This is a genomic window from Pseudoalteromonas aliena SW19, from assembly GCF_014905615.1.
GTDB classification, from domain to species: Bacteria; Pseudomonadota; Gammaproteobacteria; order Enterobacterales; family Alteromonadaceae; genus Pseudoalteromonas; species Pseudoalteromonas aliena.
Map to the genome: position 1 here is coordinate 753,970 of NZ_AQGU01000025.1, position 25,306 is coordinate 779,275.

The window sequence follows — 25,306 nt, forward strand, 5'->3', positions numbered from 1 at the left end:
ATTACACGGCACATCAATTATTGATTGACCGCCGTGTCTTTAGAATGTGTTTTTTCGAAAATAGCAGCTATTTTATCAGGAAGTTGACGTTCAACTTCCTTAACTGCTTCATCGATTGCAGCTTGAAATGCTTTAGCGGAGGCATTTCCATGGCTTTTAACGACAATACCGCGCAATCCTACCAGAGAAGCACCGTTATACTGGTCGGGGTTCACCCTTTTATAGAGTTTTTTTATTATTGGACGCAACATAAACGCCAAACATTTGTATAAAATGTGTTTTTCGAGTGCTGCTGTAAACTTATTCATAATAAGCTTAGCAATACCTTCACATGTTTTAAGCGCAACATTACCAACAAATCCTTCGCATACAATTACATCAGCTTTACCTGTAAAAATATCGCTACCTTCACTGTAACCAATATAATTAATGTAGGGGCTTTGCTGCATTAATTGTGCGGCCTGTTTAATATCATCATGGCCTTTAATGTCTTCAGCGCCGATATTTAATAAACTAACACGAGGGTTATCAGTGCCCAGAGCTTGCCCTGCCACTACAGAGCCCATAATGCCAAACTGATACAGCATTTCGGCGTCGCAATGTACATTAGCGCCCAAATCGAGCAAATATACTGGGTTTTTACGCTCTGTGGGTACCGCTGAAATGAGTGCAGCACGTTTAACGCCTGGCAGCATTTTTAATACGTAGTGAGCCATAAAGAATAGCGCGCCCGTGTTACCAGAGCTGACACATGCTTGAGCCTCACCCGATTTAACTAAATCAAGGGCGACACGCATAGAAGAATCTTTTTTTGAACGCACAGCAATTGCAGGTTCGCATGCATTTGTGACAATTTCACTGCAATGACGAATTATAAGTCTTGGGTGAGATAAAGAATCGAGGGATTCGAGTTCTTTAGATATAACCTGTTCGTTACCACACAAAATGAGTGTTAAATTGGCATGAACATTTACCGCATGAACGGCAGCAGGAATAGATGAACGGGGGCCGTAATCGCCCCCCATCATATCTAACGCTATGGTTAGATGATTCAGCATATAAGTAATCTCTTATTTAGAAATTACTTGAACGCCTTTGTAGTAACCATCTGCAGTCACATGGTGACGACGATGAGTCTCACCAGATGTTTGATCTACAGTTAAAGTTGGACCACTGATCGCATCGTGTGAACGGCGCATGCCGCGTCTTGCACGAGACTTTTTGCTTTTTTGTACAGCCATAGTCTTCTCCTAAGAATCTTTCTTAAGTTGTTTCAAAATATCAAATGGATTAGGTTTATCATCTTCCGCCTTTAAAACACCAAAGCTGGCAGGCTTTGCTGAATAACTGCATGAAGCTTCGTTGTGGGTAGCCACTAATGGAATTGCTAAAATCAGTTCATCTTCAATTAAATTAAAGATGTTAACTTCACCATTTTCATCAAGTGCTACTTCATCGTAGTCTTCTGGAAAAATATCTAACTCAGTATCTTCACCTACTGGTGAATATACAAAGTCTTGAACCAAATCCAACCCTAAATCACCATTACAACGTTGACAAATCACAGTTACGTGTGTGGACAAATTGCCTCTAATCACAGCGAAACCTTGATCGTCGTTTTTGCAATGAATTTTTACCGCTATTTCACCTACTTCTTCCTGCACAACTTTCTCTAAACGAGTAAGTTTTTCAAGCGGTACAATTCCGTCATACTTTAAACGGTGCTGCGCTGCTTTGCCTGGATGAAGAGTGATGGGAATTTTCACCTTTTGCATAGGGGCTGCATCATATAGATAGTTAGTTTGTTAGTCAAAGTAAAAAACCATTTTTACTTGGTTTTTAACGTGTTTTACTCACGGATCTGATTTATCCTAACTCAATCTTATTTATCGCAGGAAAACAATCCGTGATGCACCCACTTATATTAGCGTCAAGCTCGCCTTTTAGGCAGTCTTTATTACAAAAATTTAATTTACCATTTGAAACATTTTCACCAGACGTTGACGAGTCTGCGCACAAAGGCGAAACCCCCACAGAACTAGTTAAACGTTTAAGTGAATTAAAAGCATCTGCTGCTAATAAATACTTTAACAAAGGCTTAGCTATTGGGTCAGACCAAGTCGCAGTGTTTAATAATCAAATTTTAGGTAAACCACACAATAAGCAAAATGCCATAAAACAACTAAATTTATTTAGCGGTCATACTGTAACATTTTTAACAGGGCTTTGTGTTTACGATATTGTAACTGGCGCCAAAAAAACCTGTGTTGAACCTTTTGATGTTACATTTAAAACACTCAATGACGCACAAATTAGTGCTTATTGTGATGCAGAGCAGCCATATAACTGTGCTGGCAGCTTTAAAAGTGAAGGGTTGGGGATCTGTTTGTTTGAAAGGTTAAGCGGAGACGATCCTAACAGCCTAATCGGTTTACCATTAATTAAACTCAGCCAATTACTGGCTGAGTTTGGTGTTGATGTACTAACCGCTCAAAACAAGTTCTAGTTAACCTGAACTCTGGTTAAGATATTTACTAATATATTGAATCATAGTGATATTTAAATTTATTTTTCTCTAGCCAGAAATTTTCAGTGAAAACAAGGCGAGCTTACGCGTCAATAGCGGACCTATTACAAATAAATTCAACGTAGTTAGCGCTGAAAATAGCAGCTTGAGATAGATTTATTATCCAGAGCTCAGGTTAGTTAAATAAATTAGCCAAGTAATACCTGTTGCAGCTGCAGATAGTTATCTACGGTTGCAATAGGGTCAAGCTCATTTAGCTGCTGAGCGCTGTGTACGCCCATCGTTACACCAATTCTATCCATGCCAGCAGCTTTTGCCATTGTCATGTCTATTTGAGTGTCACCAATCATTACAGCATCTTGGGCGCTTAAGCCAAGCTCTTCAAGCAACTGATGCAGCATATCTGGAGAGGGCTTTGACTATGCTTGTTCGCGTTGCACTAAAAAAATGGCGTAACTGGCTTTGGTCAAGTAAACGATCTAACCCACCTCGACCTTTACCTGTTGCAACCGCTAAAACAGTGCCCTGCTCTTTTAAAGCGCTTAATACACTAGGGCGTGTTGACCTTTCGTGATTAATTTTGCAGCAGACTGTTTGGTATTTAGGCAAGGCAGAGCCTATGTCGTGTGGTTATTCCCCATAAATAGGTGATAACACAGCATAAATGCCAAACATGCGCTGCCCTTTGGGTTCTTTCTAGGGACGATTAACTCTTTGTTGCTCGGTTTTTACTTATTCTTACAGGGATGTAAGCCATTAGAGTAACGCAGGAGCAGTTACCGAGCCCACTAGGTTACAAACCTCGCGCCGCGATTTAATCGCCCCTAGATTGAACAAATTTCAATCCACAAAGGTCAACACGCCCTAGCAACATCGTCAAATACAGGAGTAGGAGTGATATCCACACTGTATTGGTGTTTATACCCTGTAATTAACGCTTCATGTTGTGCTGTATGCGCTGGAAATAAAACATCTATTGCTTTATCAAGCGACAGGCCAATAATGTTTTTGATTGCGTCATCACCTGGTGGTGTGATGCTAAGCAATTCGGCACTATTGCGGATACAGTTCACTATTTTAGTGACCGAATCCATAATAGTGCCGTCCCAATCAAAAATAACAAGCTTATATTTTTTAACGGGAGTTATCGCAATCACAGTTTTGCATCTCGTAATTTTAGTAATGTATTTTTAAGCGTTTTGTCTAGTGGTGCCTCAATACGCATGGTTGTTTCGTTTTTAGGGTGATAAAAACTTAAATCATGGGCGTGTAAAAACAAGCGATTTAAACCGACTTTACGCATAGATTCATCAAACCCCTGATCGCCATACTTATCATCGCACGCTATTGGGTGACCTTTACATTGCGTATGCACACGAATTTGGTGCGTGCGCCCTGTAACCGGCGATGCTTGTACTAATGAGCAATCATTAAAACGCTCAAGTACTTTAAAGCGAGTATGCGAAGGTTTACCTTCAGTGTTATCTACGCGTACTACGCGCTCACCCGATTTAAGTGTATTTTTACGCAGCCCTTCGGTTACATTCTTCGTTTTAGAGTCCCACTGCCCTTCTACAAGCGCCCAATAGTTTTTTTCCATAGTTTTTTCACGAAGTTGCTCATGCAATGCTGTTAACACTGAACGACGCTTCGCTATCAGTAAACAACCCGATGTATCACGGTCAAGCCTATGAACTAGCTCAAGGCTACGCTCCTCTGGGCGAAGTGCGCGCAAAGCTTCTATTAAGCCATAACTTAAACCACTGCCGCCATGGACGGCCATACCTGATGGTTTATTAATAACAATAAGGTATTTATCCTCAAATAATATATCGTTTTCTAAGCGCGTTACTTTATCGAGTTTTGAAGGTACAAACTCTTCGCGTTCAGCCACTCTAATCGGCGCAATACGCAGTACATCATCAAGTTGCAGCTTATACACAGGCTTAATGCGTTTTTTATTAACTCGCACCTCGCCTTTACGCAATAGTTTATAAATAGCGCTTTTAGGCACCCCTTTTAAATGGGTAATAAGAAAGTTATCAATTCGTTGACCTAAATGGTCCTCATTGATTGTGACATAAGTTACTTGTAAGTCGTTTTTTTCTGACATTGCCTAATCACTAATTTAAGTAAAATAATTTAGTTGCTAACACTGTAATAATAGTGGGATAATCAGCAGCGCAAATATTTAGTATTTGCAAATAACAACGGTGCTTTTTAACACATTAAAACATTCGTGATGCACATTCTGGGTAGCCGATCATACAGATCCGAGTTAAGTTTTCCAAAGCTTTTATACATACCTAGTAAACACGTGCGATCAATTAACAGCAATGCGCGTAATATATTGCTGGTTAAGTTTGAACATGAAGCGACTTTTAACGTGATAGAAAAAGCAATGAACAGATAATTTGTCTGATAGTGACGACGTGACAACACGTCGTTCAGAATCTGCTCAATTATTGTAGTGCCGTATAGCAGCTTATTTAGAACTAAAAAAATCTAATAAATAAGCGTTCATTAACATTGGCAGTGACTTTGCTTATAAAATAACGATTAACACTACATGAAATGTGTATTGTTAAACTATTTAATGAGCCCAACACGCCTAATATGAATGATATTTAGTAAGATTAATATGACAGGCCGACTTCTGGGTAAAATGTAAAGCAGCTGAAAAGCCGACATTTTTACACCATTAAGAATTTAATAGCGTGACTACGCACTATTGTTTGCCACCATTAAAATACTGCATACGAAAATACAGAGCCGTTCCGTTAAAGACCCAGTCGTGAGGCTGCATATTCTAAAAACCGGAACAACTGAACAGGCGAGAAAACATCGTCATGTCAGCGACATAAACTAGTAGAGTAATAATATGAAACGTATGCTAATCAATGCAACGCAGCAAGAAGAAATGCGTGTAGCACTGGTTGACGGCCAGCGCCTATATGATTTAGATATAGAGAGCCCAGGTCACGAACAGAAAAAAGCGAATATTTACAAAGGTAAAATTACTCGCATTGAACCATCTCTTGAAGCCGCATTTGTTGATTACGGTGCTGATCGTCATGGTTTCCTTCCGCTAAAAGAAATTGCCCGTACTTATTTTCCTGCAGGTTACACTTTCCATGGTCGCCCGAATATTCGTGACGTGATCAAAGAAGGTCAAGAAGTAATCGTACAAGTAGATAAAGAAGAGCGTGGCCAAAAAGGCGCTGCGTTAACAACCTTTATCAGTGTTGCCGGTAGCTATTTAGTACTTATGCCAAACAACCCTCGTGCTGGCGGTATTTCACGTCGTATTGAAGGGGATGAACGTACTGAGCTTAAAGAAGCGCTTAATCGTTTAGAACTCCCTAAAGGAATGGGCTTAATTGTTCGTACCGCTGGTGTTGGTAAATCGTTTGAAGAACTAAATTACGATTTGAAAGCACTATTAGTCCACTGGGAAGCAATTAGACTTGCTGCTGAAAGTGCTAAAGCGCCGTTTTTGATCCATCAAGAAAGTAACGTTATATTCCGTGCAATTCGCGATTATCTACGCCGTGACATTGGTGAGATTTTAATTGATAAACCACGTGTTTTTGAAGAAGCGCAAGCGCACATTGAACGTTTCCGTCCTGATTTTATGAGCCGCGTTAAGCTTTATCAAGGTGACACACCATTATTCACCCATTACCAGATTGAAAGCCAAATAGAATCTGCGTTTCAACGTGAAGTACGCTTACCATCAGGTGGTTCTATTGTAATTGACCCTACCGAAGCGCTAACGTCTATCGATATTAACTCGTCTAAAGCAACAAAAGGCGGCGATATCGAAGAAACAGCTCTTAACACTAACTTAGAAGCTGCTGACGAAATTGCGCGCCAATTACGTCTGCGTGATTTAGGGGGTTTAATTGTAATCGACTTTATCGATATGACGCCTCCACGCCATCAGCGTGAAGTAGAAAATCGTTTAAAAGATGCTGTTCGCCCAGACCGTGCTCGCGTTCAAATTGGTAAAATATCTCGCTTTGGTTTACTTGAAATGTCGCGTCAACGCTTACGCCCTTCATTGGGTGAAGCGAGTCAAGGACCATGCCCTCGTTGTAGTGGTCAAGGAACGATTCGTTCTAACGAGTCAATCGCACTATCTATCCTTCGTTTAATTGAAGAAGAAGCGATTAAAGACAATACCACACAAGTAAATGCACAAGTGCCTGTTGCTGTTGCCGCTTATTTATTAAATGAGCAACGCCGTAGCGTTCACCGCATCGAAAAGCAACATAACTGTGACGTAGTGATTATTCCTAATCAACATATGGAAACACCACACTACGAAGTAATGCGTTTACGCAAAGACGAAACGATTGAAACTGTTAGCTATGGACAAGTTGTTGCTCCAGAAGCTGAAACGTTTGAAATGTCGAGAACACCCATTGCAGCTGTGCGTGAAGAACCAATGTTAAAAGGCGTTGTTATGCCTTCTACACCAGCGCCTCAAGCAGCACCAGCCGCAATAGCTACTCCAACTGTCGCTAGTTCAAAAGCGCAAAGTGGGTTATTAGACACTATCGCGAAATGGTTTAAATCACTCTTTGCTAGCGAAAGCGAAGAAGAGAAAAAAGAAGCCGCTGAAAAGTTACAGCAAGAAGAAGCGCGTAACAATAAGAACCGTGGTAATGATAATCGTCGTCGTAATAATAACCAACGTCGTCGTAATAACCCGCGTTCAAAGCCTCGTGCAGAACGTGCAACGAATGAAGAAGACGTTAAAACAGACTCTGTGGCTGCAACTAACGAGAATCAGGAAAGAAGCGAAAATCGCAATAAGCGTCGTCGTAATCCTAATTCACGCAAACGACCAGAGCACAAAACTGAAGATAAAGACCAAGTAAAAACTGATGCTCCAGTAAAAGTTACGGAGAAAGTTGAAGTAGAGTCTAAGTCAGCGCCAGCGCAAGAAACTAAGGAACAAAAACCTAAGGTTCGTCGTCAACGTCGTAATTTACGTAAGAAAGTACGCTTAGAAGACGAAAATGCTGAGCAAGTGCAGTCAACTGTTCAAGCTCCTGAGCAAGTACTAGAGAAAGAAGAAAAAACACAAGTTCAACCGCAAGCACCTGCTGTAGAAAAGCAACAACAGGCACCAGCTGAAAAAGCGGCGCACATTAAAGAAGAAATAGTAGAGATTGAATCTAACGATGACACTGTATCTACTGACGAAGAGCAAGAGCCAACACGTACGCGTTCGCGCCGCTCTCCTCGTCATCTTCGTGCATCAGGTCAGCGTCGCCGTCGCCCTGAAGGTGAAAACTCTGAAAACAAATCAGACGAAGCGCCTGCATTTGTGCCAGTAGCAGATCAAGCTGCAGCCGAATATGAAGCCGAACTTAAAGCTAAAGCGCAAGAAACAGCTGTTGATGCTTCTGAAAAAGTTGAACAAGCAATTGCCGTAGAAGACTTAGCGAAAGTGGAAACTCCAGTAGTGACTGAAGAACCAGCTAAAGTTGAAACGCCAGTAGTGACTGAAGAGCCAGCTAAAGTTGAAACGCCAGTAGTAACTGAAGAGCCAGCTAAAGTTGAAGCATCTGTAGTAACTGAACAGCCAGCTAAAGTTGAAACACCAGTAACAACTGAACAGCCAGCTAAAGTTGAAGCACCTGTAGTAACTGAACAGCCAGCTAAAGTTGAAACCCCAGTAGTAACTGAGCAGCCAGCTAAAGTTGAAACGCCAGTAGTAACTGAACAGCCAGCTAAAGTTGAAATGCCAGTGGTAACTGAACAGCCAGCTAAAGTTGAAACGCCAGTAGTAACTGAACAGCCAGCTAAAGTTGAAACGCCAGTAGTAACTGAGCAGCCAGCTAAAGTTGAAACGCCAGTAGTAACTGAGCAGCCAGCTAAAGCTGAGAAATCAGCACCGCATGTTAAAACAGTTGTTACTCAAGGATCAGCAAGTGCGCCAATGGTACAGCCAACTCCAGTGACTGATAGCGAAGTAAAGCATATCTCTGTTGCTATGGCTCATGACAAACGTGAACTAGTGCCAGATAGTGGGTTACGTGCAGGTTCCATCAAGCCTGCTGGTCGTGCAAGCGCTGCAATGACTAAAACAATGAGTGTTGATTAGTAATTAGTACTCATTAAAAAGCCCCGCTATTTAATAAATAGCGGGGCTTTTTTGTTTAAATACCTAAAAGTTTCACTTACAAAATATTAAACACATAGAAGCGATGCTTTACGCCTACAGCCACAATTTAACACCCTGCATAATCCCAACTTATGAACACACACTTGTAGACACGCAACTTGTTGGCGTGACGGGCAACGCCCGTAATCACTAATAATACCAACCAGCATAAAATGATAAACCAGAACAAGTACAGCGTATAAAAAACGCGATATAAATATCGCGTTCTTAAATCAACTTTCTGCTAAATCAAAAAATTATTCGCTTTCATTTTCCATAAAACGTTGTAGCTGATCTTTTAAGTTTGGCGGAATACCTTTAATCACTAACGTATCAGTTGCTTCGTTATACGTTACACGTTCACCTAAATGCTTACGCTCAAAACTTACACTTACTCCTCCACCAAGCCCTGAAAATTTAACCATACTGGTTACGGTTTTTTTATCCACAGGGAAAGTTTCTTCCAAGTCGTAACTTTGTTCTTTGCAAAAGCTGTCAAACGGGCTGTCATCGCCTTTTGTAAGCGTTGCAGAAAGCTCACTTACGCTGGCATCTTCACCAGTAGTTACGCAGTCGTTACAGTAATCAAACACTTGTTTACGTAAATCATCCTTTTCTGATTTATCAAATTGTTGCTCAGATAAATAATCTTCGACTGCGCTAAGCATTACTTGGCTTTGCTGTTTTGAATCAATCCCCTCTTCACAGCCTAAAAAGTCTAAGAAAAAGTCAGCAACTTTACGACCCGCACGCCCTTTAATAAACGAAATATAACGATTATCTTCTGCCTGTGTATCCCACGCTGTTAAATCGATACGCGCTGCAAGTTGCATACGAGATATATCTAAATGACGAGAAGCCGCTAAATCGAGCTCTGAAGTCATTGAGTAGTGCTCTTTAATGTTAATCATCGCAATTAACATGTAATCGGTAGCGACATACTGATAATGACAAAATACTAAATAGCCTGTTTCGCTAAATGCATACTTATCAAGTTCTTCTTTTAAAACTGTTGAGGCTTGCTCTGTCATGTGCCAAAAGCCAAGCTCGTCATTGCGGTAACTTTGCATTGCTGACGCAACAACACTGTTTTTATCGCCACTAAACGCACAGTAGCCTTTACCAGGCTTGCCATTGTATGCATGATGCAATTGCTCAATAAACACGGCCACTTTGTCATTAATGATCATTTCATCATTTCGAAGGTGAATTTGCGTATCATCGTCTTTTTTGTCTACATAATGAACGACTAATTTTTTAACGTCTGTTGTCATCTTTGTTTTTCACGCCTCTAGTGTTAAAATACGGGAATATAACTATTTTATTGAACCAACTGATGCCAATCTTATCAAAATACTCTAACGAAGAAGTAGAACAAATCGTCGATCAGCTTATTGATGTGCTAACTAAGCACAATGCGCCGGTTGATTTAAGTCTAATGTGTTTAGGAAATTCTATCACGCATATCCTAAAAGAGCATGTACCAACAGGGAAAAGACAAGCCGTCACTGAGAACTTTGCAAAAGCTCTTTCACAGTCGGTTAAATAGACTCTATGAATTTATCGCAGCACAATCAGTTTTCATCAAAAGCGAGTCAGTTGTTAAGCTGGGGGCATTGGTTTACCTTTGCCAATATCGGTTTAGCGCTCTTAATTAGTTTAAGCTATTTATTTGCCGACTCGCCGCCAACAAGCTTTATGGGCATCACTTATATGCTAGTGACATGGTTAAGCCACACTAGTTTTATTGCCTTTATAGCGTTTGTGCTGACGGTATTCCCGCTTAGTTTAGTTTTCCCCTACCCCAGACATATTCGCGGCATGGCTGCTGTCATTGCTACGTGTGGGGCTTCGTTACTGACGCTTGATGCTTATGTCTATTTTAATTTAGGGTATCATTTAAGCACATCGGCCTTACCAGAAATTTTATCGCTTTTATGGCATCGCTTAACTAGCTCTCCGGCGTTAACAACAATACTTGCAAGCGCTGTTGTTCTGCTCATATTAGGATTTCAATTAATTGTCAGTAACTTTACGTGGCAACGTTTAGAACAACTAAAACAATTGAAATTTGCTCGATATGCAATTTCATTTTTAATTATGTGTTTTGCACTTAGCCATAGCATTCATATTTGGGCCGATGCAAATTTAAAATTTGATATTACTAAGCAAGATAACGTCCTACCACTTTCGTATCCTACGACAGCTAAAAGCTTATTAGCTAAAAACGATTTGCTTGATATAGAGAGCTACAACCAAGCACATAACGTTAAAATTAATAACCAAAATATTAATTACCAAATACCGACACCTTTGGCAAAGTGTGACGATTATGCACAAAAGAATATTGATATATTTGTTTTTGAAACAGATAAACAACTTGCAGATTTTATTGCAAATAAAACAGTTTATAAAACAAAGCAATTTTTGCAGCCAACAGATCATGACGATATGCTATTTAGCTTAGTATATGGTTTGCCCGCTTTTTATAAAATGGCAATTTTAAAAGATAAAACGCTACCCGCTTGGCAAAGTCAGCGTCGAAGCATAGAAATAAAAGGGATAGACGAGCTAAGCTTTATTAACGATCAAGCCCACACTAATAGCGTTATTAGAGTTATTAAAGGGTCTGACACGCTGATCTCTCATGATGAAACTAGCCAGTTTTTCGCCTTCAGCTTAGCAAGTGATAGCCAAGAAGTTGTGACGACTTCTGTTTTATATAGCTCTGATAAGCGAATTTCAAAAGTAGATGGACTAATTCAGCCAAGCGATTTAATGGCAACAAGTGTGGGTCAGTATCTAAATTGCAAAGCTATTGCAAAACAAACTATGCTGGGTGTTAATTTATACAAGAAAAAAGACGACATGGGCGTAAATTACTCCCAAGGCGTGGTGATAGCTTATAAGAAAGATAGAATTACACTTATTGATTCAGATGGAAACTTTAAAAATATCTCTGCCGCTGAGGGGTTTTCTATAGAGCAAGGGCTAGATATTCCATTTTTAGTTCAAAGCATTAAAAAATTAAAAACATTTACGCAGTAATTGCCGCGCATAACCTAGCTTGCTAAACCGCCATGCTAGGTTATAGTTTTACTTTCACGTGCACTATTAGCAAAGTAAAACAAATCCAAGGAGGGCAGTTATGTGTAAACATTCTCGTTACTTTTTATATGTATTTTGCTTCTCAATTAGTCTATGCAGTAACGCCACAACCTACTACAAATGTGTCACAGCAAAAGGGACTATATTTTCTCAATTCCCTTGTGATGATCAAGCAACTACGTACAAAGTAAATACCACCAACGTACTCCAAACAGCTCCTAAAACAGATTACAACAAACAGTTAAACGATATTGAGCGTGAAAGAATACTAAGCATGTTACAAGCTCAGCTTCGAAGTAATAACCATAAATTAGCTATACTCGACCGTGAAAAACAGCGCGACGAATATAAACAACAGCAACGGCTCAGTCATATTCTAAGTGATGATGACAAAAAGCGTATTGCTAAAGATATTACTAAACAGATCAAGTTAATAAATAAAACACATAAAAAAGAAGCCTTTGTTATTTCTAAAAAAATTAAAAAGCTCGAAAAAGAAATAACCCTATACCAGCAAACAAAATAAAACTCGCATAAAGGCGTAAGGCGTAATTTAGCTTGGTTTTAAATCCAAAATAACATACCCTTAACACAATAGAGTATAAACTCTAACATGTATTAAGGAGTGCTTATGCAGCCACGTAATATTGCTGAATTAATTTTAACCGGCTTTAAAAAGCACTATAAACTATTTCAAAAAATCACCGCTAAAGCCCCGCTCGCTTTCGCTAATAAAAACTGGCAAGCAATTAATGATATTAGCCGCCTGCGGATTAGTTATTATGATGATCGTGTTAACGAAACCACCCAGTCTTTAAAAAAAGCCCATCCTACAGATACCCTCGACGAAGTTTTTTGGCTTGAAGTAAAAAAAGTATATCAACACTTTTTATGCTTTCACCCTCAAGCCGAGCTTGCTGAAACATTTTATAATTCAGTATTTTGTCGTTTGTATCACAGGCGCTACTTTCACAACGACTTTATATTTGTACAGGCGACATTAAAAGATGCGCCATCGGTACCGGTAGAGTCTGAGTACCGGAGTTATTTCCCGGTAGTTGATGGCTTAAAACCAACAATTAAGCGCATTATTAACCATTTTGATTTTAAAGCCCCGTTTGTCGATTTAGAGCGTGATATTCGCCTGCTTGTTAAGGCATTTTATAAACAAGCGCCCGACACACACCATCAGCCATGGCAAATGCGTTTTGATATACTCCATACTGCATTTTATCGTAACAAAGCCGCGTATATCGTTGGCCGAGTAGTTTCTCAAAGCGGTGTGCAGCCATTTATTATTGCAGTCCTTCACCATGAAGATAAAGGCCTATATTTAGACGCCCTACTCACTAAATCATCACAAATGCGTGTTATTTTTGGCTTTGCGCGTGCTTATTTTATGGTAGAAACGCATGCCCCTTCGGCGCTAGTTCGGTTTTTAAATCAATTAATGCCCAATAAAACTATTGCTGAGCTTTACAATGCTATTGGTTTTCATAAACAAGGTAAAACAGAGTTTTATCGTGAGTTTTTAAATCACTTAACGCACTCGAATGACGAGTTTACCATAGCACCTGGCACCCCAGGTATGGTGATGATGGTATTTACACTGCCCTCATTTGGTTACGTATTTAAAGTAATAAAAGATAAATTTGGTGAAAGCAAGCCATTTGGCCGCGACACTGTTTTAAAACGCTACCAACTAGTAAAAAGCCATGACCGTGTAGGCCGTATGGCCGATACCATAGAGTATTCCAATGTTGTATTTCCTTTGTCGCGTTTTGATAGTAACTTGCTTGAGCAGTTACATAAAACAATTGGCTCATCTATGGTTATTGAAGGAGACTGGTTGATAATAAAACACCTTTACATTGAACGGCGTATGACACCTCTGAACCTGTTTTTAGAAAATGCAGATGACGAAAGCGCAGCAGATGCCATTGAAGAATACGGCCAAGCACTCAAAGAAATGATTGCCGTTAATATATTTCCAGGTGATATGCTCTTAAAAAACTTTGGGGTAAGTAAACACAAGCGCATTATTTTCTATGATTACGACGAAGTACAATATTTAACAGACATGAACTTTAGAGAACTACCGAAACCAAAAAGTTACGACGACTATTTAACCGACGAACAGAGCTACTCGGTCGCACCCCAAGATGTTTTTCCTGAGCAGTTATGTACCTTTGTTACACCTAACCCGACTTACAAACAGTTTTTGATAAGCACGCACCCTGAATTGCTTGATGTTAGTTTTTGGAAGCAAGCACAGCAGAATGTAAAGGATGGGCAAGTGAGTCACATTTATCCATATCCGACAGCACAGCGTTTTATCCACCACTGGTAAACGCAAGGACAGATACATGAATATAAGTAAAATAGATTTAAATTTACTCGTTTACCTCGACACACTACTGCGAGAATGTAACGTAACACGCGCTGCAAACCAATTAAGTATCACACAACCGGCGATGAGTAACGGCCTGAAACGATTGCGTAACCTATTCAACGATCCGATTTTAGTGCGTACCAGCGATGGTATGGTCCCTACAGAGCGCGCATTAGAGCTGCAACCTGTGATACGCGGCATCTTAATGACGCTTGAAGAGACTCTCGCCCCTAATAGAGAGTTTGAAGCAAGCCAGAGTAAGCGTGTATTTAGAATAATGGCCAGCGATTACGCTGCCAGCACCCTTGCCCCTAAGCTGCTAAGTAAATTGCACGAAGAAGCGCCTGATACAACCTTAGACATACTCACGCCAAGTGATGTTACCTTTCATGACGTTGAAAATGGTAAAGTAGATATGGCAATCAACCGCTTTGAAAATCTACCGCAATCGTTTCATCACAAACGTATTTGGAAAGATAGCTTTTGCTGCTTAGTAAAAGCCGATAATCCAATAATTGAAAACTTCAGTCTTGATAGCTATTTAAAAGCACGTCATATATGGGTGAGTAAAACTGGTTTTGGCGTCGGTGTGGGTATGGATCCAAAAGACGTACAAAAATTAGGTTGGGTTGACGAAGCACTCGCACACTTTGGTAAGCACCGTAATATTGCTACGTTTACACGTAATTACCATGTAGCAATTCATTTAGCAAAAGAGAAAAACCTGATTGCGACTCTACCATCTAAAGCCGCAAATATTTACCTAGACGATGCTGGTCTTAAAATTTTAGAACCTCCTTTTCCTATTCCGCCCTTTGAGCTTGACATGATCTGGAGCCCACTTTTACACAGAGATGCTAGCCATATTTGGCTACGTCAAAAAGTAGCCGAGGTGGCAGAAGAGCTAAAATAACTTTATTACACGATCCCTTGTAAAAATTGCTAGGCTAATTTAAAAAACAATTAGCCTTTTTACTAAAAAATAAAAATAAACATTTAAAATCATTAAGTTAAAAAACAAACTTTATGGAACGGCCTTTGCTTCAGTTAAATAGAAGTTTACATTCATTTAATTAAAGAGGTCATTATGAACACCCATCAAGGAACAGAAGTAAATCATATTACAGACATCATCCAAGTAATGAACAGTGGCATCGACTTTTATGCAAAGGCTCAAGAAAAAATTGAAGACCCGGCAATTGGTGCACTTTTTCAGCGTATGATTGACGCACGAAAAGTAAGCGTTGAACGCCTGCAACCTTATGCTATTAACGAAAAAGGTGAGCGTGAGGATGGTTCTTCATTTGCTATTGAGGCACGCCGTGCTTATACCGCGTTACTCACTACATTTAGCTCAAACAACGACAGCATATATGTAAAAGAGCTTGAGGAGGTTGAAGATAAAACACTCGCAGAAATTAAATCAGCAATGGATAAACCACAACCTGCTGATTGTGAAGCGGCACTAGCTAAAACCTTGCTAACAATGCAAAGCTGTCATGCAGAAATGAGTCGCATGCAAAAAAATTAGTCATTGCTAAAATATAATTAAACCTAGGCCGTGTTGACCTTTCGTGATTAATTTTGCAGCAGACTGTTTGGTATTTAGGCAAGGCAGCGCCTATGTAGTGTGGTTATTCCCCATAAATAGGCGATAACGCAGCATAAATGCCAAACATGCGCTGCCCTTTGGGTTCTTTCTAGGGACGATTAACTCTTTGTTGCTCGGTTTTTACTTAGCCCACTAGGTTACAAACCTCGCGCCGCGATTTAATCGCCCCTAGATTGAACAAATTTCAATCCACAAAGATCAACACGCCCTAGTACGATTGGGTTTAATTATTCAATCTAAGCCTAACGTTAGATAAATTTATTATCTAACATTCAGATTATTTATCCTCGGTGGTAAAACATCAACTGTTTTGCCACTTTCCCGCCAATTTTCATCTCACTTAATAGCCTTAAAATACTTTTTTTTCATTTTTTTTGATTTAAATTTTTTTCGTCACATCTTTGTAAAAATAGCGTTCTATTATTAACCCCACCAATCTGGACTAGACCAGAAAACATGAGGTTCATTTAATGATAAAACGACACGCAATAGCAACGGCAGTATTACTGTGTACCAGCCCGTTATTCATCACTTGTAATGCCATAGCTCAAAACGCAACATTTGTAGGTACGGTAAAAGATAACAAAACACATTTATCAGGTGCGTTAATTAGCATTGTAGGCACTGATAAAAGTACGGTTACCAACTATCAAGGCCAATTTGAACTACCTAAGCTTGATGCGGGTAGTTATCAATTAAAAGTATCTTACTTAGGGTATCAACCTTATTTAATTGATATAAATATCGCAGAAGATGAGGTAAAAAAACTAAAACCAATCACCCTCTTCGCAGTAACGAACGACAATGCTATTGAAGAAATTATTGCCGTAGGACAAATTCAACGTGGTGAAATGGCCGCTGCAAATAACCAAAAAAATGCTAAAAGCATTAAAAATATAATCTCTGCAGATGGGATTGGTAAACTCCCCGACAGAAATGCTGCCGAAGCTGTGCAACGTATTCCTGGTGTATCAATTGAGCGAGATCAAGGCGAAGGTCGCTTTGTTGCCGTTCGCGGTTTACCAGCACAGTGGAGCTCTGCAAGTATAAATGGCGATCGTTTGCCCACCGCCGAGGAAGAAACCACCAGCCGCGCCACTGCATTTGACTTTTTCCCCAGCGAACTGATTGAATTTGTTGAGGTATCTAAAGCACTTACACCTGATATTGAAGGCGATGCGATTGGCGGCAACGTAAACTTTGTAACCAAAAAAGCACCCGATGATTTTGTATTTAATACCAATCTTGCTATTGGCCAAAATGAATTAGCTGATGGTACAAATTACTCCGCTAATGTACTTTACGGAGACAGACTCCTTGATGACAAGTTAGGGTTCTTAATTAATGCGACCGCTTGGCAACGAGATTGGGCTACTGATAACTATGAACCTCGTCGTGGTAATGACGGCTTAGGTATTTATCGATTAGAGCTACGAGATTACACGGGTACACGTGAAACCTATGGCCTCAATGGTGCTATTGAATATCAGCTCGAACAAGGAACGTTAAGTGCTACAGCTATGTATGGCACACTAATAGATGATGAAACGCATTACAAACACCGCATGCGTTTTGATAAAAACCGCGCAGAAGTACAACATATTCGAAATGAATTAATCACTGAAATGACCGGTTTCGAGATTGCCGGTGAGCACTACTTCGGTTACGACAAAACCCTTTCATGGAAACTCTCTAGTTACGAAAACGAGTTTCGTTATGGTGATACGCCTAATACCGATGACAACAGCTATTTTGTCGTGCGATTTGATCAAAAAGATGTCGGCTATCAAGGGCTAGAAGACCGTGGAACGGGTAAAAATTATGCCTATAACACGGTTGATAACGGCAGCGATCCTTGGAATGCAATCAGTAATCACTTACCCAATGGGTTTTCATTCGATCCCAGTAAAGCAAAGCTCTCTTGGGTAGAGCTTTATAAAGTATTCGTTAACGAAAAAGATAAAATTGTCGCCAGCACAGATTTTGAATGGCAACTAGACAGCGATTTAATATTAAAAGTAGGTGCTAAATATCGTGATAAAGAACGCGTAGCGCGTTTTAGTGATGAGTTTTACGCATGGGATGAAGCTCAGTATGGCGTAGCACCTACGTTAAGTGACTTTAGTTTGTCAGACCAACCAGGCAGAAATGACTACTTAAATGAGCTAAATGTTGACTATCAAAGTCAATTTTCGCAGGTTGCCGCAACTGATGCTTTGGCACAATTTTGGAATAAAAATAAAGAAAAATTTGTACTCGATAAGAGTGAGTCTGCTTTAATCGAAAATGGCGGTGCACTTGGTCGTAATTTTGATGTGAGTGAACAGCACGCATCGTTATACGCAATGGCAACTTATACCTTTAATAGCCAGTGGGAAATGTTAGGTGGATTACGATTAACACAAACCGATACGAAAGTTGACGGTTACCTGTATTTAGCCGACGAGGATAAAGTCATCCCTAGCAGCGCAAGTAACGATTATCTCTCTGTGTTACCAGCATTGCACCTTACCTATCATTTTGATGAGCAAACAAACTATCGCTTAGCGTTAACTCGCTCATTTTCTCGTCCTGATTTTGGCTCCCTTACCCCTGGCGCAACTTATTTAGAAGCAGAAAACGAACTTGTTACTGGTAATCCAGAGCTTGATCCTACTTATTCAAATAATCTCGACTTTATGGCTGAGTACTTTTTTGAAAGAGTCGGTTTAATTTCTGCAGGGGTGTTCTACAAAGATATCAGCGACCCTATTTTTAAAAGTAGCTCAATGGGTAAGTTTGGCAACAAAAGTAGCGTCAATATTATTCGCCCAGAAAATGGGGATAGTGCATGGCTTGCTGGAGTTGAAATGGCTTTTAATCGTGACTTAGCCTTTATTAATCCTGCTTTGGAAAGTGTGGGCGTTATGGTCAATGCTACATTTATGGATTCACAAATGAGCATCCCAGGCAGAGCCGACAAGGTCGCAATTTCACGCCAAGCCGATAACTTATATAACTTTACCTTGTACTACGATGATTCATTTTTTGCTGCGCGAATTGCGCTTAACTATAAAGGCGAATATATCGAAGAGCATGGCAGCAACTCACAGTCTGATAGCTATTATGGCGATAACACCAGTGTTGATTTTACTACGTCATATCAGCTTAACGATAATGCATTAGTCTATTTAGAGTTAAACAATCTAACTAACGAGCCACTTAAATATTACTTAGGCGATGAGAGTCGCCCTTTGCAAGTCGAATATTACGGTGTGCGTGGCATGATTGGCATTAATTACCAATTCTGATCACTTTTATGTTGTGCGGGGCTATGCTCCGCAAAGGACTGCTTTATGTTTACTCAACCACAATGGCTAAAACGTGCTCACGGTATTGGCTTTGTTTTATTCGCCGCCAGCTCTGCGTTTATGACTTACTTTTGTATGTACGCTTTTCGAAAGCCCTTTACTGCAAATAGTTACACCGAGTTTGACGATCCTAGCTGGCAAGTCAGCTTTAAAATAGCTTTAATTCTTTCACAAGTTTTAGGCTATCTATGCGCTAAGTTTATAGGCGTTAAGGTCATTGCAGAAATGCGTCACCAACAACGCGGTCTAGCGATCATTGCCATGATCGCGGGTGCCGAATTATCGCTGATTTTATTTGCCATCACACCGGTTGGTTTTAATATTGTCTGGCTGTTTTTTAACGGTTTATCGCTTGGCATGATTTGGGGAATAGTGTTTAGTTTTTTAGAAGGCAGACGCACCTCTGAAATTCTTGGTGCGGTGCTCAGTGTTACCTTTATTCTCGCCTCTGGTTTAGTCAGAAGTGTTGGTAAATGGCTAATTGACACTTTAAATGTGCCTGAACTGTGGATGCCTGCTGCAACCGGCGCGCTTTTTTTGCCGATACTATTACTGAGTGTTAAATGTTTAACATTATTACCTGATCCAACCTTGGCAGATCAGCAAGCCCGTCAACAGCGCTTACCTATGGATGCCAAAGCACGCTGGCAGTTTTTTAAACGTTATTGGTTTGGTATCAGCGCTTTGATATTGAGCTTTTTACTCTTTACAGGCTTTCGTGATTTTCGTGACAACTTTGCAGCAGAAATATGGCAAGCACTGGGGTACGGGCAAGAGCCTGCTATTTTTGCTTATGCGGGGATCCGTATGGCACTCATCGTACTAATCGCTTTGGGCGCAATGGTACTGGTGAAAAATAATAAAACCGCATTTTACGTTAATCATGCATTTATATTATTTGGCGCTTGCTTACTTATAAGCAGCACTTTGGCTTTTGAAAGTCAATTACTTAGCGCCAAAGCCTGGATGGTGTTACTCGGTGCAGGCCTTTATATTAGCTACATTCCCTATAACTGCTTCTTATTTGATCGAATGATTTCGGCCGTTGGTTCAACAGCTAACGCAGGGTTTTTAATATATCTAGCCGACTCTGCTGGCTATTTAGGCTCTGTGGGCATTTTACTCTATCGCACCTTTGTAATGCCTGAAATCAGTTGGCTGAACTTCTTTATTACGGCCAGTTATTGGGTCGGCACTGTGGCTGGGTTTTTAGTTCTGTGCTCGTTAAGTTACTTTTCAATTCGTTTATCTACACAAAAAACACCTGCGCCAACATTGGCCTCTATAAATATTTAAGGAACATTATGACAAAGTTAGAAGCACTCATTTTAGATTGGGCCGGCACGGTTGTTGATCATGGCTCAGTTGCTCCAACCACCATTTTTGTTGAAGCATTTAAAACCGCGTTTAATTTCGAAATCAGTTTACAAGAAGCGCGCATTCCAATGGGTATGGGTAAATGGGATCACATCGCAACATTAGGATCACTTGCCGATATTAAAGCGCGTTGGCAAACACAGTTTGGTGCGCCTATGAGTAATGACCAAATTGATCATATTTACGAGACTTTTATGCCATTACAAAAAGCCAAAGTCGCTGAGCGAGCAATGCCAATTGCAGGGGTATTACCGGTGTTAAATCGCTTAAAGCAACAAGGTTTGAAAATAGGCAGTTGCTCAGGTTATCCTCGCCAAGTTATGGATATATTAGAAGTTGCGGCGGCTGAATATGGTTATAAACCCGATCACAGCGTAGGCAGCGATGAATTATCAGCGGGATCTCGCCCTGGTCCTTGGATGGCTCTTGAAAATGTAAATGTATTGGGGATCAGCAATGTCGCACATTGCGTTAAAGTCGACGACTCAGCACCTGGTATTGCAGAAGGCTTAAACGCCGGAATGTGGACAGTCGGCGTTGCATTAACAGGCAATGCAGTGGGCCTAACAGAGTCACAATGGCAAGCATGTTCACAAACCGAACAAGATGAACTTATTCGTACAGCCTACCAACAACTTTATTACAGTGGCGCACATTACGTGATTGATTCACTCGCTGATATTGAGCCTATTCTTATGCAAATTGAAGCAAGACTTGCACGTGGAGAGCGCCCTTAATGACATATCAACCTTTTTGGTTTGATAGCGCTATAAATGAGGAGGCCGCTGCGCCTTTTCATTTATTACCCCAAGGGCATCACACTGATGTGTGCATTATTGGTGGCGGGTTCACCGGCCTTTGGACTGCAATCAATATTAAACAGCAACATCCTACAAAAAAAGTAACCATTATTGAGCAAGGATTATGCGGCCAAGGCGCATCTGGGCGAAATGGCGGCGCAATGCTAACCTGGTCAACAAAGCTTCCTAGCCTAATTAAGCTTGTTGGTTTAGATAACGCGCTATTTTTAGTTAAGCAATCTGAACTAGCCGTGCATGAAATAAGCGCATTCACAAAAGAACAAGGTATTGACTGTGACTGCAGAATCGACGGATGTTTTTATACCGCCTCTAACCGTGCACAACTGGGCTTGCTTGATAACGCTTTGGATTGTTTAGATCAATTTAAACTCAATTCTTGGCAAAAGTGCACTGCTGAGCAACTGTTACAAACAGGCTCAAAACAAAATTTGCATGCTCATTTTTCTGCTCATGGCGGCAGTATCCAACCAGCAAAATTAGTCAGAGGGCTTAAGCGTGTTGCTCAACAAATGGGGGTTGATGTTATTGAGCATTGTCGTTATAAACAGCATCATGGGCATGAGCCAATAAATGTCACCACCAATCAAGGGGCATTAGTTTGTAATACCCTTATCTTTGCTGTTAATGCGTGGCTACCCACTTTACAAAGCCAGTTTTCCCGCTCAGTAGTCTTGGTTTCAAGTGACATGATCATCACCAAACCAATACCTGATGTGCTTGAGCAGCTCAAGTTAAACCATGGTAGTGCAATTATTGATTCTCGCACTTTTGTTAACTATTACCGCAGCACCTCAGATGGGCGTTTAATGCTTGGCAAAGGTGGAAATTTTTTCAGTTATGGTAATAAAGTACACCCCAAATTTGACCAACCAAGTCACTATAAAAAATTACTTAATAGCTCATTGGCTCATTTTTTCAAAGGGCATGAACTGCCTATCGAACGCACATGGACTGGGCCATCTGACAGAAGTGCCACTGGCTTTCCTTTTTTCGGGCATTTAAACGCACATCCGCACGTGCTTTATGCAGGTGGTTATTCTGGTAATGGTATTGTTCAGTCTTATTTAGGCGCAAAAATACTCTCAGCTATGGTGCTTAATAATAATCCACAATGGCAACACTGCGGATTAGTAAATCAGCCACTTAAGCAATTCCCAATAGAGCCTATTCGTACCGCTGGCGCCTATATTGTGCGTAATGCTATTCGCCGTAAAGAGTTGGCTGAAGATTTAAACTTGCAACCGCATAAAATAGACTGCTACTTAGATAAACTCAGCGGCAGTGCAGCAAAAGTTGACACGCAATCACTCAGGTAATATACAATGTCTAAACAAGATTTTCCTGCCATTGCTTCAGCAGTAGCAGAAATTAGTTTTTTATATCTCACTTACGGTAATATTCACTACGATGAAGCCTGTTCGCAGTTTGCTCACGGTGCACAATGTGCCTCATTAGCGCAACGCCAAGGTCACAAGGATGATATTGTGATTGCCGCATTTTTACATGATATTGGCCACTTAATTGCACAGCACCAGCAAAAATCAGATATGAATCAACAAGGCTATATTCATCATAGCCAGCTTGGAGCTGATTTTTTAAAAGCTCACAATTTTAGTCATGCAGTGGTCCGGATGGTGCAATATCATGTGCAGGCCAAGCGTTATTTGGTGTCAACTTCAAAGTGCTATCGTGCTTTACTGTCAACCGCAAGTCGAAAAACACTACAGCAACAAGGAGATGGATTAACAAAACATCAGCAACAGGTTTTTGAAAACCAACCTGACTTTGAAGATTTACTTACATTACGTCATCTCGATGATGCAGGTAAAGATCCAGATATGGTTACATCAGCTCTGTCATACTGGTTACAAAAAATTGAGCTGTACTTACAGCACGTTAGTGCATACGCAAAAAAATTTAACCTAGAAAGATAAACTGACCCTAAACTAAGCTGGCAAATAATTAACCTAAATTTTGGTTAAGATATTTATTAACATACTGATTTAATAATATAAACTGAATGCTATAAGCGTTAACAGTGGTCGTTTGAGATGGGTTAATTATTCACACCTCAAGTCAATGAACGGTAAACATAAAACTATGCTTTTATTTCAAGAAATTCGCAATTATATCCTCACCCTACTCCAGCAAGACGAAATTGCTACGGGCAGTAAGCTGCCCTCAGAGCGGGCTTTACAAGAGCACTTTAATTCTACACGTATTACTGTGCGTGAAGCATTGATCAGATTAGAAGCAGAAGGATTAATTTATAGTCAAAAACGAAAAGGCTGGTTTGTCACTCCACATAAACTAAAATGGCATCCCGCAACAAAAGTTAACTTCTACGAACTTGCTAAGCAGCAAGGCTTCACAGCACAAACACGTTTAGTGAGTGTGAACAAAATTGATAACATTAATTTTACCGATATCTTTAGCGCACAGAGTCTATATCATCTACAGCGTGTGCGTAGCTTGGACAATCGTGCAGTTATGTTTGAAGACATTTTTTGTGATGCACAGCGCTTTGACGGTCTTAATAAGCATTCGTTAAATAGCTCAATTACCGAGATCATGGCCAAACAATATGCAACAAATGTAGTAAAAGAACAGAGCATTATTAGCGTAACGGTGCTTCCTGACAATGTCTGCGAGATGCTTGAAAAAAACAGTGGTACACCATGCTTAAAAGTAGTGCGTCAACGTTTTGATGAGCAACAAAAATTGGTTGATCATAATATTGAATATTGGTTACACAATGCGATTGAAATGATTGTCGAAGGCCAATAAAAGCGATACTTCTAGTATCGCTTTTATTGCTCAATTTATACTGTATCTTGCCAATAAAGATTACTTGCTACGGCGTCAAGCAAGCGATGCATATCAGCTGCAAATACGTGGCCAATGTTACCAATACGAAAACAATCCGCATCCGACACTTTACCCGGATAAATCACAAATCCTTGGTTTTTTAGTGCATTATAAAACGTTTTAAAGTCGTAATCCTGTCCTGTTGGCGATAAAAACGAGGTAATAATCGGTGAATGCACTGACGTATTTAATAAAGGAGAAAAACCAAGCTTTTTCATTCCCGTGACAAGAATGTGCTGGTTTTCCTTGTAACGTTTATAACGCTCTGTGATCCCTCCCTCTTCTTCAAGTTCGACTAATGCCTGATAAAAAGCCCGTACGACATGAGTTGGTGAAGTAAAACGCCACTTACCATTGTTTTTCTCCATACAGTGCCACTGTGCAAAGAGATCTAAAGAAAGGGAACGTGAAACGCCTTCGCTTTGCGCTATAAGATGGTGTTTGCAAATCACAAAACCAAAACCTGGTACACCTTGAATACATTTATTTGCCGAGCTAATCATCACATCAACATGCCAATCAGCCAAATCGAAAGGGATCCCGCCAAAACTGCTCATTGCATCTAAAACAAACACCTTGTTATACGTTTTGGCCAACTGCCCCACTGCTTCGGCTGGATTTAACATACCCGTGGTTGTTTCGCAGTGAACCATTGCTATATGCGTAATGTCAGAGTCGTTTAGTAAAACAGCTTCAATATCAGCTACATTCGGTAGTTGGGTTTCGGTGTAATTGATAATGTGTGTGTTAATATTCAAATAGGCAGCAATTTCGCCTATTCGCTCACCATATGCCCCATTATTAATAACCAACAATTTATCACTGCTTTTTATTAAGCTACCAAGAGCAGACTCTACACTCGCTGTTCCGCTGCCTTGCATTAGCACACTGGTGTAACCTGGATGTGCCGTAGCAAGTGCCACCAACTTAGCTCTAATTGCCTGAACTACACCTTGGTTATATTCATCGTCCCATGTACACCAATCCTTTAGCATCGCTTTTTTTACTGTATCAGAAGTACTTAGCGGCCCTGGGGTTAGTAATAAATAATCATTCATAGTTATTCCACTCAA

The 25,306-nt window shown here is 40.3% G+C and carries 20 protein-coding genes and 2 pseudogenes; 14 read left to right on the top strand and 8 right to left on the bottom strand.

Annotated features, from left to right (window positions below; all coding sequences use genetic code 11):
* Window positions 1-17 precede the first annotated feature (17 nt).
* The 3 genes from plsX to yceD are packed head-to-tail and all read right to left on the bottom strand — an operon-like array spanning window position 18 to window position 1,775.
* The gene (plsX, locus tag PALI_RS08875; RefSeq protein WP_077538265.1) at window positions 18-1,058 is read right to left on the bottom strand and encodes a phosphate acyltransferase PlsX; all 1,041 of its coding nucleotides are present in this window, start codon (window positions 1,056-1,058) and stop codon (window positions 18-20) included.
* A 12-nt stretch (window positions 1,059-1,070) separates the two neighbouring features.
* Window positions 1,071-1,241 carry a 50S ribosomal protein L32 gene (rpmF, locus tag PALI_RS08880; RefSeq protein WP_002962381.1) on the bottom strand — a complete coding sequence of 57 codons (171 nt, stop codon included), beginning with the start codon at window positions 1,239-1,241 and terminating at the stop codon, window positions 1,071-1,073.
* Window positions 1,242-1,250: 9 nt separating this feature from the next.
* Window positions 1,251-1,775: a 23S rRNA accumulation protein YceD gene (gene yceD / locus PALI_RS08885; RefSeq protein ID WP_077538266.1), complete on the bottom strand. Its 525-nt coding sequence runs from the start codon at window positions 1,773-1,775 to the stop codon at window positions 1,251-1,253.
* Window positions 1,776-1,906: 131 nt separating this feature from the next.
* Here yceD and PALI_RS08890 point away from each other — a divergent pair, with 131 nt between their 5' ends.
* Complete coding sequence (locus PALI_RS08890) at window positions 1,907-2,506, top strand: Maf family protein (RefSeq protein ID WP_319025370.1); 600 nt, start codon at window positions 1,907-1,909, stop codon at window positions 2,504-2,506.
* A 209-nt stretch (window positions 2,507-2,715) separates the two neighbouring features.
* Here PALI_RS08890 and PALI_RS08895 read toward each other — a convergent pair.
* The 3 genes and pseudogenes from PALI_RS08895 to rluC all read right to left on the bottom strand — a co-directional run.
* Window positions 2,716-3,079, bottom strand: a pseudogene (locus PALI_RS08895) (HAD family hydrolase); the annotation flags it as partial.
* Window positions 3,080-3,396: 317 nt separating this feature from the next.
* Window positions 3,397-3,684: pseudogene (locus PALI_RS08900) on the bottom strand (HAD hydrolase-like protein); the annotation flags it as partial.
* Entirely contained in the window at window positions 3,681-4,640 is a 960-nt protein-coding gene (gene rluC, locus PALI_RS08905) for a 23S rRNA pseudouridine(955/2504/2580) synthase RluC (protein ID WP_077538268.1), read from the bottom strand. The gene rluC and the pseudogene PALI_RS08900, both read right to left, overlap by 4 nt.
* A gap of 768 nt (window positions 4,641-5,408) precedes the next feature.
* Between rluC and rne the strand changes: the two genes are divergently transcribed.
* Window positions 5,409-8,645, top strand: a complete 3,237-nt coding sequence (gene rne / locus PALI_RS08910) for a ribonuclease E (protein WP_193155624.1) — start codon at window positions 5,409-5,411, stop codon at window positions 8,643-8,645.
* Between the two features lie 317 nt (window positions 8,646-8,962).
* Here rne and yejK read toward each other — a convergent pair whose 3' ends face one another.
* Window positions 8,963-9,979 (bottom strand): nucleoid-associated protein YejK, encoded by a 1,017-nt coding sequence (gene yejK / locus PALI_RS08915; protein WP_077538271.1) that lies wholly within the window; start codon window positions 9,977-9,979, stop codon window positions 8,963-8,965.
* Window positions 9,980-10,041: 62 nt separating this feature from the next.
* Here yejK and PALI_RS08920 point away from each other — a divergent pair, with 62 nt between their 5' ends.
* The 12 genes from PALI_RS08920 to PALI_RS08975 all read left to right on the top strand — a co-directional run bounded on the left by PALI_RS08920 (window position 10,042) and on the right by PALI_RS08975 (window position 24,152).
* Window positions 10,042-10,254: a YejL family protein gene (locus tag PALI_RS08920; protein WP_007375276.1), complete on the top strand. Its 213-nt coding sequence runs from the start codon at window positions 10,042-10,044 to the stop codon at window positions 10,252-10,254.
* 5 nt (window positions 10,255-10,259) lie between these two features.
* Complete coding sequence (locus PALI_RS08925) at window positions 10,260-11,753, top strand: DUF3413 domain-containing protein (RefSeq protein ID WP_193155625.1); 1,494 nt, start codon at window positions 10,260-10,262, stop codon at window positions 11,751-11,753.
* A 100-nt stretch (window positions 11,754-11,853) separates the two neighbouring features.
* On the top strand, window positions 11,854-12,339 hold the full coding sequence (locus tag PALI_RS08930; RefSeq protein ID WP_138586401.1) for a DUF4124 domain-containing protein: 486 nt from the start codon (window positions 11,854-11,856) through the stop codon (window positions 12,337-12,339).
* A 105-nt stretch (window positions 12,340-12,444) separates the two neighbouring features.
* A complete protein-coding gene (aceK, locus tag PALI_RS08935; protein WP_077538274.1) occupies window positions 12,445-14,163 on the top strand; it encodes a bifunctional isocitrate dehydrogenase kinase/phosphatase in 1,719 nt (572 codons plus the stop codon).
* Between the two features lie 16 nt (window positions 14,164-14,179).
* Entirely contained in the window at window positions 14,180-15,118 is a 939-nt protein-coding gene (locus PALI_RS08940) for a LysR family transcriptional regulator (protein WP_138586400.1), read from the top strand.
* A gap of 174 nt (window positions 15,119-15,292) precedes the next feature.
* A complete protein-coding gene (locus PALI_RS08945) occupies window positions 15,293-15,736 on the top strand; it encodes a ferritin-like domain-containing protein (RefSeq protein WP_193155626.1) in 444 nt (147 codons plus the stop codon).
* A 551-nt stretch (window positions 15,737-16,287) separates the two neighbouring features.
* Complete coding sequence (locus PALI_RS08950) at window positions 16,288-19,107, top strand: TonB-dependent receptor (RefSeq protein WP_193155627.1); 2,820 nt, start codon at window positions 16,288-16,290, stop codon at window positions 19,105-19,107.
* Window positions 19,108-19,152: 45 nt separating this feature from the next.
* Complete coding sequence (locus tag PALI_RS08955) at window positions 19,153-20,463, top strand: DUF5690 family protein (protein WP_077538277.1); 1,311 nt, start codon at window positions 19,153-19,155, stop codon at window positions 20,461-20,463.
* Window positions 20,464-20,471: 8 nt separating this feature from the next.
* Entirely contained in the window at window positions 20,472-21,281 is an 810-nt protein-coding gene (gene phnX / locus PALI_RS08960) for a phosphonoacetaldehyde hydrolase (protein WP_193155628.1), read from the top strand.
* Window positions 21,281-22,681, top strand: a complete 1,401-nt coding sequence (locus PALI_RS08965; protein WP_193155629.1) for an FAD-dependent oxidoreductase — start codon at window positions 21,281-21,283, stop codon at window positions 22,679-22,681. The genes phnX and PALI_RS08965 overlap by 1 nt, the downstream gene beginning before the upstream one ends.
* A gap of 6 nt (window positions 22,682-22,687) precedes the next feature.
* Window positions 22,688-23,299 carry an HD domain-containing protein gene (locus tag PALI_RS08970; protein WP_193155630.1) on the top strand — a complete coding sequence of 204 codons (612 nt, stop codon included), beginning with the start codon at window positions 22,688-22,690 and terminating at the stop codon, window positions 23,297-23,299.
* A 166-nt stretch (window positions 23,300-23,465) separates the two neighbouring features.
* Entirely contained in the window at window positions 23,466-24,152 is a 687-nt protein-coding gene (locus PALI_RS08975) for a GntR family transcriptional regulator (protein WP_193155631.1), read from the top strand.
* Window positions 24,153-24,187: 35 nt separating this feature from the next.
* Here PALI_RS08975 and phnW read toward each other — a convergent pair whose 3' ends face one another.
* Complete coding sequence (gene phnW, locus PALI_RS08980) at window positions 24,188-25,291, bottom strand: 2-aminoethylphosphonate--pyruvate transaminase (RefSeq protein WP_193155632.1); 1,104 nt, start codon at window positions 25,289-25,291, stop codon at window positions 24,188-24,190.
* Between the last annotated feature and the right edge of the window lie 15 nt (window positions 25,292-25,306).